This window comes from Acidovorax sp. NB1 (genome assembly GCF_005405905.1).
GTDB lineage: Bacteria > Pseudomonadota > Gammaproteobacteria > Burkholderiales > Burkholderiaceae_C > Acidovorax.
Window position 1 is genome coordinate 304,754 of the sequence record NZ_BJHU01000021.1, and the last position, 12,634, is coordinate 317,387.

The following is a 12,634-nucleotide window of genomic DNA, read 5'->3' on the forward strand; positions in this document are numbered from 1 at the left end:
CACCATGCTCCGCATCACCATCGCCCAACTCAACCTCACCGTCGGCGACATTGAAGGTAACGTGGCCCGCATGGTGGCCGCCGCCGAGCAGGCCGCCCGCGAGCAGTCCGACCTCATCGTGTTCAGCGAGCTCGCACTGTGCGGCTACTACCCCGGGGACATGCTGGACGAGCCACCCTTCCTGCAACGCGTGCAGGACGGCCTGGCGGGGTTGCAGAAGGCATCGGCCGACCTGCCCGCGCTGCACTGGGTGGTGGGCGCGCCCACACCCGCCGCAGGCCCGGGCAAGCGCCTGCACAACAGCCTGCTGGTGCTGCAGGGCGGCGCCGTGCGCCTGCAATACGCCAAGCAGTTGCTGCCCACCTACAACATCTTTGACGAGCGCCGCCACTTCGAGCCCGGCCCGGACGTGGCCAAGGTGCTGCGCATTGGCGGCACGCAGGTGGGCCTGCTGGTGTGCGAGGACGGCTGGAACGACCACGGAGCCGACTACGCCACCAACCCCTTCGAGCGCCTGCGCGACGCTGCGCCCGACCTGGTCATCAGCATCAACGCCAGCCCCAGCCACGTGGGCAAGCGCGAGCAGCGCCACCAGATCTTTGGCGGCTCGTCGCGCCGCCACGGCCTGCCCATCCTGTACGTGAACCAGGTCGGCGGGCACGACCAGGTGGTGTACGACGGCGCATCGTTCGCGGCCGAGCCCGAGGCGGGCATCGTGTTCGAGGCGCCGCGTTTTGTGGAGGACCTGCGCACGCTGTGGTTTGACAACGGCCACTTCCTCACCGCCGAAGGGCAGACGCCAGCACGGGTGCCCGCCGAAGGCCTGCCCACCATGGAGTTCTACCGCCAGCAGATCCTGCTGGGCCTGAAGGACTACGCACGGCGCTGCGGTTTCAGCCAGGTGGTGGTGGGCAGCTCAGGTGGCATCGACAGCGCGCTCACGCTGGCATTGGCTGCGCAGGCACTCGGCCCTGAGAACGTGGTGGGCGTGACCATGCCCTCGCGCTACTCCAGCAGCGGCTCGGTCGATGACTCGGTGGCGCTGTGCCAGAACCTGGGCGTGCAGCTGCACACCCACCCGATTGCCGAGCTGGTGGCGGGCTATGCAAAGCAGTTCGAGGGCAGCTTCGGTCCGCCGCTCTCTGGCCTGCCGCTCGAAAACCTGCAGGCCCGCATCCGTGGCACGGTGCTGATGGAATACTCCAACGCCTTCGGCCACCTGCTGCTCACCACGGGCAACAAGAGCGAAATCTCGGTGGGCTACTGCACGCTGTATGGCGACACCAACGGCGGGCTGGGGCTGATTGGCGACCTGTACAAGACCGAGGTGTTTGCGCTGTCGCGCCATGTCAATGCGCAGGCGGGGCGCGAGCTGATTCCGCAGGTCATCATCGACAAGGAGCCATCGGCAGAACTGGCCCCGGGCCAACGCGACGTGGACAGCCTGCCGCCCTACCCCGTGCTGGACGAAGTGCTCAAGCTGCTCATCGAAGGCGAGCGTCTGTCGCCCCCCGAACTGGCCGCCGCACAGGCGTTCGTGGCGCAACTGCAGACCGACGACGCAGGCCGCGCCCTGGTGCAGCGGGTGCGCATGATGGTGGCGCGCAACGAGTACAAACGCCGCCAGGCCCCGCCCATCCTGCGCGTACGGCCCAGGGCATTTGGCAGCGGGCGCCAAATGCCCATTGCTGCGCGGTATGTGTGAGCTGTTCCCCTTCGGTAGAATTACTATAAAAACAATAGCTACTTGGGCATGATGGACGCGCGCAAGGGGCCAAAAAACCTCAAAATTTCGGAGACCCATGTACGACACCGCCCTCCTCATCGGCCGCTTTGAACCCGTGCACAGCGGCCACCTCGCACTGCTGCACGAGGCCCTGCGCATGGCGCCCCAGGTCATCGTGGTGGTGGGCTCAGCCTGGCAGGCCCGCTCGCCCAAGAACCCCTTCACCTGGGCAGAGCGCGAGGCCATGCTGCGCGACGCGCTGCCCCTGGCCGACCGCAGCCGCGTGCGCGTGCTGCCCGTGCGCGACTACTACAACGAAGCCGTGTGGGTGCAGGCCGTGCGCCAGGGCGTGGCACAGCACACCCAGCCCGGTGCCCGCATTGCGCTGGTGGGCCATTTCAAGGACGCGACCAGCAGCTACCTGCGCGCCTTCCCCAGCTGGGCGCTGATCGACCTGCCGCGCCAGGGCAGCATGGACGCCACCACCATCCGCGACGCCTACTTTGGCGCCACGGCCGCCACCGTGGACCAAGCCCTGGCGCCGCTGGCCGCGCAAATCCCGGCGAGCACGCTGGCCCAGCTGCAGGCCTTTGTGCACACCCCGCACTACGCCGCGCTGCAGGAGGAGTGGAGCATGCTGCGCGGCTACCGCCAGGCCTGGTCTGCCGCGCCCTACCCGCCCGTGTTCGTGACGGTGGACGCCGTGCTGCGCTGCCAGGACCAGGTGCTGCTCATCCGCCGTGCGCACGCGCCCGGCAAGGGCCAGCTGGCCGTGCCCGGCGGCTTCATCGAACAGCGCGAAACCGTGTGGCAGTCCTGCCTGCGCGAGCTGGTGGAAGAAACCCACTGCAACCTGCCCGAGGCCCACATGCGCGCCGCGCTGCAGTCAGTGGCCGTGTTCGACCACCCTGACCGCAGCCAACGCGGGCGCACCATCACACATGCGCATTACTTCGACCTGGGCGATGCGCCGTTCCCGGTGGTGCAGGCCGACGACGATGCGGCGCTGGTGCAGTGGACCCGCATCGATCAGCTCGCCGGGATGGAAGAAGAGTTCTTTGAAGACCACTTCCACATGCTGGACCACTTCCTGACGATCACCGGGGCGCCGCTGCGGGGCTGACCGTCCGCCCCGCAACCCCGCCGATCAACGCGGCAGTGGGTGCTTGCGCAGCCAGTCTGTGAGGGCCTGCACCGGCATGGGCCGCGCATACAGGTAGCCCTGGTACTGCGCAATGCCACGCCCTGCCACCCAGTCCAGCTGCTCCTGCGTCTCCACGCCTTCGGCCACGGCGGTGAGTTTCATGAGTGTGGAGAGCGACACAATCAGATCGGCCAGCGAGCGGTTGGCGTCCGTGTCCTGGATGAAGGTCTTGTCGATCTTGAGCGTGTGGATGGGAAAACGCTGCAGGTAGGCCAGGTTGGAATAGCCCGTGCCAAAGTCGTCCAGCGCAATCGTCAGGCCCAGCGCCGACAGTTCGCGCAGCACACTCAGCACATGCTGGTCTTCGCCCAGCAGCATGGATTCGGTGATCTCCAGCTCCATGCGCGCAGGGTTCACTCCGGCTTCGCGCAGCACACCGGTGATGTCGTGCAGCAGGCCGGGCGCGGCAAACTGGCGCGGCGACAGGTTGACGGACACCACCAGGTCCCAGCCCTGCGCGGCCCACGCCACCTGCTGGCGCGCGGCCTGGGCCAGCACCCACAGCCCCAGTGCACCGATGAGGCCCATGCTTTCGCAGGCCGGGATGAACTCGGCGGGCAGCACCATGCCCAGGCGCGGGTGGTTCCAGCGCACCAGCGCCTCCACCGCGCGGATGCGGTTGGTGGCCACATCGACCCGGGGCTGGAAGTACACCTCGAACTCCTCCCGCTCCAGAGCGTGGCGCAGCTCTTTTTCCAACTCGGTGCGGCTGCGCACCGTCTCGGCCATGTGCCCGTCGAAGTAGGCCAGGGTGTTGCGCCCGCGCTGCTTGGCCGCGTACATCGCCAGGTCGGCGTTGCGCAGCAGGATCTCGATGCTCTCGCCGTCCTGCGGGTACAGCGCCACACCGATGCTGGAGGTCACGCGCAGCTGCGTGCCGGCCACCAGCAGCGGCGCAGCCAGCGCCACAGAGATGCGTTCGTGCAGCGCATCCAGGTCCTCGCGGATGCGCGGCGAGGTCAGCAGCACCAGGAACTCGTCGCCTCCCCAGCGGGCCAGCACCTCGGTGCCATGGCGCGTATGGCGCAGGCGCTGCGACAAGGCCACCAGCAGCTCGTCGCCCGCCGCATGGCCCAGGGTGTCGTTCACATCCTTGAAATGGTCCAGGTCGATGAGCAGCAGCGCGGCCTCCAGCGACTGGGCGCGGGCTTCGTCGATGGCGCGCGCAAACCGCTGGGTGAAATGGGCCCGGTTGGGCAGGCCGGTGAGCACGTCGTGCAGCGACTGGAAGTTGGCGCGCTCCTCGGTGTGCTTGATGGCGCTGATGTCGGCCTCGCTCACCAGCACCGCCTCCTGGCCGGTGATGGCGTCATTGCAACGCCGTGCCGACAGCTCGTGCCAGCGGTCGCCCTGGGGGGTGCGCACCGCCAGCGTGAGCGTGCCCACGCCGTGCTGGTCCAGGCTGCGCGACAGCGCGGCAAAGGCCGCCGGGTTACCGACGCGCTCCTGCAGCCGCTCGCCCGGGCTGAGCACAGCAGCCCGCGCGGCCGGGTTGCGGTACAGCGCCGCGCCGCCCTGGTCATACAGGGTGATCATCACCGCCGTGTGCAGCAGGGCCTCCACCGAGCGCAGCGACTCGGGCGGCACCGCGCCCACGGGCTCGGCCTCGCACAGCATGCACGTGCGACCATCGGGCAGCCGGTGGCCGCTGAAGCGCACATTGAGCGACACCGGCACGCCACCGGGGTAGATGGTCCACTGCTCGTTGAAGCTGGCGTCGGCCCGCAGCACAAAGTCGCTCTGGTACTGCGCCAGCCGCCGCGCCACCGACTCGGACATGTCGTGCCCCATGTCGCGCCCACAGAGTTCGGCCAGTGTGGCGGCGTTCCACACCGCCAATGCGGGGGTGTTGGCCCAGTGGACACATTGGCCATCGATGTCAAACACCCAGACGGGGCGCGCCAGCCATTCCAGCGCCGCGTAGCGGGCTGCGCGCGCGGCCAGCTCGCTGGCGGAGGGCAGGCGGTCCGCCGGCAGGCGGGCTGCCGGGGTGGGTGCCGACACGGTCATGCCAACCCGCAGCCGGGCGCCAGGCCCAGGGCCTGCGCACACAAGAGGGTCAGCGACAAACGGGCGGACATGGGCGGTCAGAAGGTGGGAGAAAAACGCAAGAGAGGTTTGCGCCAGAAGCAATTATCAATTGCATCTTCGCACACTCCCATGGCTTGTCCAGCCCACTTTGGCAGGGGCTGCGCCCGCCGCCTGCGCTGCCCGCCTCCGGGGTCAGGCCACGCGGAATTGCCCCACGGTCTGCGACAACGCCACGGCCTGCTGGCTCAGCGACTGGGCGGCTGCCAGGGCTTCCTCCACCAGCGCCGCGTTCTGCTGCGTGCTCTGGTCCATCTGCGAGATGGCCTGGTTGACCTGGGCGATTCCCGCGCTTTGTTCACCGCTGGCGGCGCTGATCTCGGCGACCATGGTGGTCACGCTTTTCACGCCCGCCACCACCTCGCCCATGGTGGCGCCGGCCTGCTCCACCAACTGGGTGCCCACACCCACCTTGGCCACGGAGTCATCGATCAGGCCCTTGATCTCCTTGGCTGCGGCCGCGCTGCGCTGGGCCAGGCTGCGCACCTCGCTGGCCACCACGGCAAAACCCCGGCCCTGCTCACCGGCGCGGGCCGCTTCCACCGCAGCGTTGAGCGCAAGGATGTTGGTCTGGAACGCAATACCGTCGATGACGCTGATGATGTCCACGATCTTGCGCGATGACTGGTCGATGGAGCCCATGGTGCCCACCACCTGCTGCACCACGTCACCGCCGCGCACGGCCATGTCGGATGCCGAGCGGGCCAGCTCATCGGCCCGTTTGGCGTTGGCCGCGTTCTGCTGCACGGTGGAGGTGAGCTGCTCCATCGAGGCCGCTGTCTCCTGCAGCGCGCTGGCCTGCGACTCGGTGCGGGCTGACAGGTCGCCATTGCCTGCGGCAATTTCGGAGGACGCGGTGTTGATGGAGTCGGTGCTGTCGCGCACCTGCTTCACCAGGTGCGAGAGGTTGTCGCGCATGGCGCGGATGGCATGCAGGATGCTGGTGGTGTCGCCGGGCAGCGTCTGCACGTCCACAGCCAGGTTGCCTTCGGCGATCTGGGTGACCACCTCGGCCGCGTACTGGGGCTCGCCGCCAAGCTGGTGCACCAGCGTGCGCAGCATCTGCCAGGCCATCAGCGCCACGATGAGCATCAGCACCGCGCCAATGGACAGCAGGATGGCCGTGTTGCGCCAGAAGGCGTTTTCGATGTCGTCCACATAGTCGCCAAAACCGATGATCCAGTCCCAGGGCTCGAACTTGATGATGGCGTAGAGCTTGTCCACCGGCTCCTTGGCGCCGGGGCGCGTGCCGGGGGCCGTCACGGTGCCCACGGTCACGCCCTGCAGCGCAGCGCGGTAGCGCACGCCCGCCTCCTTGCCGCCTTTTTCATCGACGATGCCGATGCGCTTGGGGTTGGGGTGCACGTAGTTCACATCGTTCGTGAAGCCCCGGACAAAGAAGTATTTATCCTTGTCCACAAAACTGCCGATGGTCTGGGCGGCTTCCTTGATGGCGTCTTCGCGCGAGAGCGCGCCGCTCTTCTCTTTTTCGTGCGACTTCTGGGCGGCCGCATGGGCCAGCACCACCAGGTTGGACAGCTGCGCCGTGCGCTCTTTCATCATCGACTGGTAGAGCGTGGTCAGCGCCATGGCCGACAGCACGACCAGGCCCAGGAGCGTGGCGGCGCACAGCCACAGGATGCGGGTTTTGAGCTTCATGGACCTGTCCTCTTCTCGGAATACGAAATTTAAAGTAACCAGAAGATACAACGCAGCCCATATCCTGTGGGCGTGGTGGCCTAAAAACTGGGGCGCGGAGCCCCGTCTGGCCGCGCCAGATCAGGTCCCTGCCCGCTCCAGCATGGCATGCAGCAACACATTGCACCCCGCCTCGATGTGCTCGGGCTTGGCGTCCTCGATCTCGTTGTGGCTGATGCCGTCCTTGCAGGGGATGAAGATCATGCCGCTGGGCGCGAGCTTGGCCATGTAGACAGCATCGTGCCCTGCACCCGAGACGGCGGGCATGTGGCTGTAGCCGAGCTTGGCCGCAGCGCGGCCCACGGCCTCCACGCACTCGGGCTGGAAGAGCTGCGCGGGGTAGCTGGACACCATCTCGATGTGCACCTGCACGCCATGTTCCTTGGCCACCTGGTCGGCAAAGGCCTTGACCTCGCCGGCCATGGCGTCCACCAGTTCGTCCGTGCTGTTGCGCAGGTCGATGCTGAACTTGACCCGGCCCGGAATCACGTTGCGGCTGTTGGGGAACACCTGCACCATGCCCACGGTGCCCCGGCCATGCGGCGGGTGGCGGTGGGCAGCGGCCACCACGTCTTGCATGATGCGCGTGGCGGCCAGCATCGCGTCTTTGCGCAGGGCCATGGGCGTGGGGCCTGCGTGGGCTTCCATGCCGGTGACGGTGCAGTCAAACCAGCGGATGCCCAGCACGCCGCTGACCACGCCGATGGTCTTGTCGTTGTCTTCCAGCACCGGGCCTTGTTCGATGTGGGTCTCGAAGTACGCGCCAATGGGGTGGTCGCCGGGCTCCTGGTCGCCGATGTAGCCGATGCGCTCCAGCTCGCCCTTCACCGTCTTGCCTTCGGTGTCGGTGGCGGCGTAGGCGTGCTCCAGCGTGAAGGCCTTGGCGAACACGCCCGAGCCCATCATCACGGGCACAAAGCGGCTGCCTTCTTCGTTGGTCCAGAACGCGACTTCGATGGGGGCCTCGGTTTCGATGCCATGGTCATTGAGCGTGCGTACCACCTCGATGCCCGCCAGCACACCATAGTTGCCGTCGAACTTTCCGCCTGTGGGCTGGGTGTCGATGTGGCTGCCGGTCATGATGGGCGGCAGGCTGTTGTTGCGCCCGGGGCGGCGCATGAAGCCGTTGCCGATCTTGTCGATGGTCACCGTCATGCCGGCTTCGCGTGCCCAGCGGGTGACCAGGTCGCGGCCCTGCTTGTCCAGGTCGGTGAGGGTGAGGCGGCACACGCCGCCTTTGGGTGTGGCGCCGATCTGCGCCAGCTCCATGAGCGAATCCCACAGGCGCTGGCCGTTGATGCGCAGGTTCTCAATGTCAGTCTTCACTTTGGTGTCCATGGTTTTCTCCGGATGCATTGCGGCGGTTAGCGCGCCACCGCCGTGGGGGCCAGGTCCTGCGCGCGTTTCTGCACGGCCTGGAAGTTCGCGCCAAACGCGGGGCGCTTGATGTAGCGGCCCTTGCCCTGCTCGGCGCGCAAGTCGCCGTTGGCAAACACCACGCGGCCCTGGCTCACTGTGTGGCTGGGGATGCCGCGCACGGTGCGGCCTTCGAAGATGTTGAAGTCGCCCTTGCTGAACTGGGTCTTGGCCGAGAAGGTCTTGGTGCCTTGCGGGTCCCACACCACCAGATCGGCATCGGCACCTTCGCCGATGAAACCCTTGCGCGGGTAGATGTTGAACAGCTTGGCCGCGTTGGCCGAGGTGATGGCCACGAACTCGCTGGGCGTGAGGCGCCCGGTGTTCACACCGCCGTCCCACAGCGCAGCCATGCGCTCTTCCACGCCGCCGGTGCCGTTGGGGATCTTGGCAAAGTTCTCTTTGCCCATGGCCTTTTGCGCCGCGCAGAAGGTGCAGTGGTCCGTCGCCGTGGTGTGCAGCTGGCCCGACTGCAGGCCGCGCCACAGCGCCTCCTGGTGGCCCTTGGGGCGGAAGGGTGGGCTCATCACATAGGCGGCGGCCTTGGCAAAGTCGGGGTCGCGGTAGACGCTGTCGTCCACCAGCAGGTGGCCGGCCAGCACCTCGCCGTACACGCGCTGGCCGCGTGCGCGGGCACGGGCAATGGCGTCGGCCGATTCCATGCAGCTCACGTGCACCACGTAGATGGGCACGCCCAGCACGTCGGCAATGGCAATGGCGCGGTTGGCGGCCTCGGCCTCGACCATGGGGGGGCGCGACAGTGGATGACCCTCGGGGCCGGTGATGCCCATCTTGGCGACCTCTTGCTGCAGCAGGTAGACCAGCTCGCCGTTCTCGGCATGTACCGTGGGCATGGCGCCCAGCTCCAGCGCGCGCTTGAAGCTGTTCACCAGGGTTTCATCATCACACATGATGGCGTTCTTGTAGGCCATGAAGTGCTTGAAGCTGTTCACGCCTTCTTCCTGCACCAGCGTGCCCATGTCGGCGCGCACCTGCTCGCTCCACCAGGTGACGGCGACATGGAAGGAATAGTCCGCCGCAGACTTCTCCGCCCAGCCGCGCCACTTGCGGTAGGCGTCCATCAGCGGCTCCTGCGGATCGGGGATCACAAAGTCTATGATGCTCGTGGTGCCGCCCGCCAGCGCAGCGGCCGTGCCGGTGAAGAAGTCGTCCATGGTCACAGTGCCCATGAACGGCAGCTGCATGTGCGTGTGCGGGTCGATGCCGCCGGGCAGCACGTACTGGCCGCTGGCGTCCAGCGTCTCTGCACCCGCCGGGGCCTGGGCCGCGGCATCCTCCCCCACGGCCACGATGCGGCCATCGACGCACAACACATCGGCGCGCTGTTCACGGTCGGCGTTGACCACGGTGCCACCGCGGATCACAAGGGCTTGGCTCATGGGGGTCTCCTTCAGGGATACGGATCAATTCAAAAAAAACGGACCCTGCACTGGCACCAGGCCCAGGCAAGGTCCGGGGGATTACTTCTTCTTGGCCGTCAGGTAGTAGTAGGTGCCAGCCACCGCCAGGCTGAAGAACCAGCCCGAGTCGAACAGCGACAGCCAGATGGCAGGCATGCCCGCCTTGTCCGCCACACCCGACACGGCCAAGTAGCCCGGCAGGCAGGGCAGCACACCCAGCGCAAAGGCGATCAGGGCTTGCAGGTTCCAGCCGTTGCTGTATTCGTATTCACCGCCACGGCGGTACAGGTCGTCAACCTTCAGCTCGCTCTTGCGCACCAGGTAGTAGTCCACCAGCAGGATGCCGGCAATGGCCCCCAGCAGCGTGCCATAGCCGCCCAGCCAGGTGAACAGGTAGCCGCCCGACGTGGCCAGCAGCTTCCAGGGCATGAACAGCAGGCCGATGCCCGCAGCGATCAGGCCGCCCATGCGGAAGCTGATCTTGGACGGCGCGCACTGGCTGAAGTCATATGAAGGCGACACCAGGTTGGCGGCCACGTTGGTCGTGAGGTTGGCCAGCAAGATCACCAGCAGGCCCAGGCCTGCGGCCACGCTGCCCATTTGCGTGAGCAGACCATCGGGGAACAGCTGGGCCTTGCCGTACAGGATGGCCGAGGCAGAGAAGCCGATCACGCCCACCATGGAAAACAGCGCCATGGGAATCGGCAGGCCAATCGCCTGGCCCATGACCTGGTCCTTCTGTGACTTGGCAAAGCGCGTGAAGTCCGGGATGTTGAGCGCCAGCGTGGCCCAGAAGCCGACCAGGCCGGTCAGCGCCGCCCAGGTCTTGGGGCCGCCCTCGACCACCTTGGCGGGCAGGTTGAAAAGCTGGCCCGAGGGCACCTTCATCATCAGCACGACGACCAGCGCAATGGACGCAATGATCATCAGCGGCGCGGCAATCACTTCGAGCTTGCGGATGGACTCCGGGCCTTTCCAGATGAACCAGATGTGCACCGCCCAGAACGCCAGGAAGCACATGAACTGCGAAGTGCTGATGGTCTGCCCATCAGCGGGGCCCGCGAGCCCCATGCCCAGGATGTTCAGAAAGCCATGCAGCGCCAGCGCGCCGAAATAGCAGTTGATGGAGAACCAGCCACACGCCACCAGGCCGCGCAACACGGCGGGCAGGTTGGCGCCTTTCACGCCAAACGATGCACGCGCCAGCACAGGAAACGGCACACCATATTTGGGCCCCACGCGACCGATCAGCACCATGGGCACCAGCACGATGCAGTTGGCCAGGAACACCAGCCACACCGCCATCTGCCAGGTAAAGCCCTGGTCCAGCATGGAGCTGGCCATGGTGTAGGTGGGCACACACACGACCATGCCCACCCAGAGTGCGGCAAAGTCCTTCCACGTCCAGTGTCGCTGCGCGGCGGTGGTGGGGAGCAGATCTTCATTGGCGAGCGTGTTGGAGGCTCCGCCGGGCATTAGCCCCGCCACGTGGGCCGCGCTGCCGGTACTGTTGGTCATGCCTGTACTCCTGTTAAAGACGTCGTTGGGGTTGCACACAACCCACCGCCTGTTTCAGCGCCCTCACGCTGGCAGATGGCGGGCAAAGGGAAGCGAGCGATGCTAGAGATCACGCAAGAACTGCACCAGATGCAGTGCAGCATGCGTTGCAAATCGGCACCACAAAGGGTGCTGTCACAACGCCTTGCACGGTCTGTGGCACACGCTCGCACGGGCACATATCAAGCGGCTGCAGACACGCGCTGCGGGTTGTTAGGGTGCGTGGTCCAGTTGGCGTATTCGCCCGTCACCTTTTTGCCGGTGCGCACGTCCACCTCGCCGGGCTCCAGCGCGCGCATGGTGATGCACTCGGGCACGGGGCAGATCGACACGCACAGGTTGCAGCCCACGCACTCGGCCTCGTTGATCTCGAACTTGCGCACGCCGCCTTCTTTGGTGAAGGTGATGGCCTGGTGCGAGGTGTCTTCGCACACCACATGGCAGCGGCCGCACTGGATGCAGGCATCCTGGTTGATGACGGCTTTTTCGATGTGGTTGAGGTTGAGGTTCTTCCAGTCTTTCACCGTGGGCACGGCTTGGCCCTTGAAGTCGTCGAGCGTGGCGTAGCCGTGTTCGTCCATGAAGTTGGACAGGCCATCGCACATGTCCTGCACGATCTTGAAGCCATAGACCATGGCGGCGGTGCACACCTGCACCGTGCCACAACCCAGCGCAATGTATTCGGCCGCATCGCGCCAGGTGGTGATGCCGCCAATGCCGCTGATGGGCAGGCCGGCGGTCTGCGCGTCGCGCGCAATCTCGGCCACCATGTTGAGCGCGATGGGCTTGACGGCCGGGCCGCAGTAGCCGCCGTGCGAGCCCCAGCCATCGGTGCTCGGGCTCATGACCATGCGGTCCAGGTCCACACCCATGATGGAGTTGATGGTGTTGATGAGCGACACGGCATCCGCCCCGCCCGCCTTGGCAGCGCGTGCGGGCTGGCGCACGTCCGTGATGTTGGGCGTGAGCTTCACGATCACCGGCAGCTTGCTGTAGTGCTTGCACCAGGCCGTGACCATCTGGATGTATTCAGGTACCTGGCCCACGGCCGCGCCCATGCCGCGCTCGCTCATGCCGTGCGGGCAGCCGAAGTTGAGCTCAATGCCGTCGGCGCCGGTGTCTTCCACCAGCGGCAAGATGTTCTTCCAGCTCTGCTCCTCGCACGGCACCATCAGCGAGACGATCATGGCCCGGTCCGGCCAGTTGCGTTTGACGCGCTTGATTTCTTCGAGGTTGGTGTGCAGCGGCCGGTCGGTGATCAGCTCGATGTTGTTCAGGCCGATCACGCGGCGGTCTTGCGACATGAGCGTGGAGTAGCGCGGGCCGTTGACGTTGACCACCGGTGGGTCTTCGCCCAGCGTCTTCCACACCACGCCGCCCCAGCCCGCCTCGAAGGCGCGGGTGACGTTGATCTCTTTGTCGGTGGGTGGTGCGGAGGCGAGCCAGAAGGGGTTGGGGCTCTGGATGCCCAGGAAATTGCTGCGAATGTCTGCCATGGGGTGCTCCCGTGAAAACTGGGTGGAA

Annotated in this window: 8 protein-coding genes; 2 read left to right on the plus strand and 6 right to left on the minus strand. The window is 66.4% G+C overall.

Going from position 1 to position 12,634, the window contains the following annotated elements; genetic code table 11:
• The first annotated feature begins 4 nt into the window (after positions 1 to 4).
• Both AvAM_RS09760 and AvAM_RS09765 read left to right on the plus strand, forming a co-directional pair.
• A complete protein-coding gene (locus AvAM_RS09760) occupies positions 5 to 1,705 on the plus strand; it encodes an NAD+ synthase (RefSeq protein ID WP_137746865.1) in 1,701 nt (566 codons plus the stop codon).
• Between the two features lie 97 nt (positions 1,706 to 1,802).
• On the plus strand, positions 1,803 to 2,849 hold the full coding sequence (locus tag AvAM_RS09765; RefSeq protein WP_137746866.1) for a bifunctional nicotinamide-nucleotide adenylyltransferase/Nudix hydroxylase: 1,047 nt from the start codon (positions 1,803 to 1,805) through the stop codon (positions 2,847 to 2,849).
• Positions 2,850 to 2,873: 24 nt separating this feature from the next.
• Here the strand turns inward: AvAM_RS09765 and AvAM_RS09770 are convergent, their stop codons facing one another.
• The 6 genes from AvAM_RS09770 to preA form a co-directional block, all read right to left on the minus strand.
• Complete coding sequence (locus tag AvAM_RS09770; protein WP_137746867.1) at positions 2,874 to 4,940, minus strand: bifunctional diguanylate cyclase/phosphodiesterase; 2,067 nt, start codon at positions 4,938 to 4,940, stop codon at positions 2,874 to 2,876.
• A gap of 213 nt (positions 4,941 to 5,153) precedes the next feature.
• Positions 5,154 to 6,677: a methyl-accepting chemotaxis protein gene (locus tag AvAM_RS09775; RefSeq protein WP_137746868.1), complete on the minus strand. Its 1,524-nt coding sequence runs from the start codon at positions 6,675 to 6,677 to the stop codon at positions 5,154 to 5,156.
• 120 nt (positions 6,678 to 6,797) lie between these two features.
• Entirely contained in the window at positions 6,798 to 8,054 is a 1,257-nt protein-coding gene (locus AvAM_RS09780; protein WP_137746869.1) for a Zn-dependent hydrolase, read from the minus strand.
• A 26-nt stretch (positions 8,055 to 8,080) separates the two neighbouring features.
• Positions 8,081 to 9,532, minus strand: a complete 1,452-nt coding sequence (hydA, locus tag AvAM_RS09785) for a dihydropyrimidinase (RefSeq protein ID WP_137746870.1) — start codon at positions 9,530 to 9,532, stop codon at positions 8,081 to 8,083.
• An 81-nt stretch (positions 9,533 to 9,613) separates the two neighbouring features.
• Positions 9,614 to 11,071, minus strand: coding sequence for an NCS1 family nucleobase:cation symporter-1 (locus tag AvAM_RS09790; RefSeq protein WP_137746871.1), 1,458 nt, complete (start codon positions 11,069 to 11,071; stop codon positions 9,614 to 9,616).
• Between the two features lie 221 nt (positions 11,072 to 11,292).
• Positions 11,293 to 12,606 (minus strand): NAD-dependent dihydropyrimidine dehydrogenase subunit PreA, encoded by a 1,314-nt coding sequence (gene preA / locus AvAM_RS09795; protein ID WP_137746872.1) that lies wholly within the window; start codon positions 12,604 to 12,606, stop codon positions 11,293 to 11,295.
• Between the last annotated feature and the right edge of the window lie 28 nt (positions 12,607 to 12,634).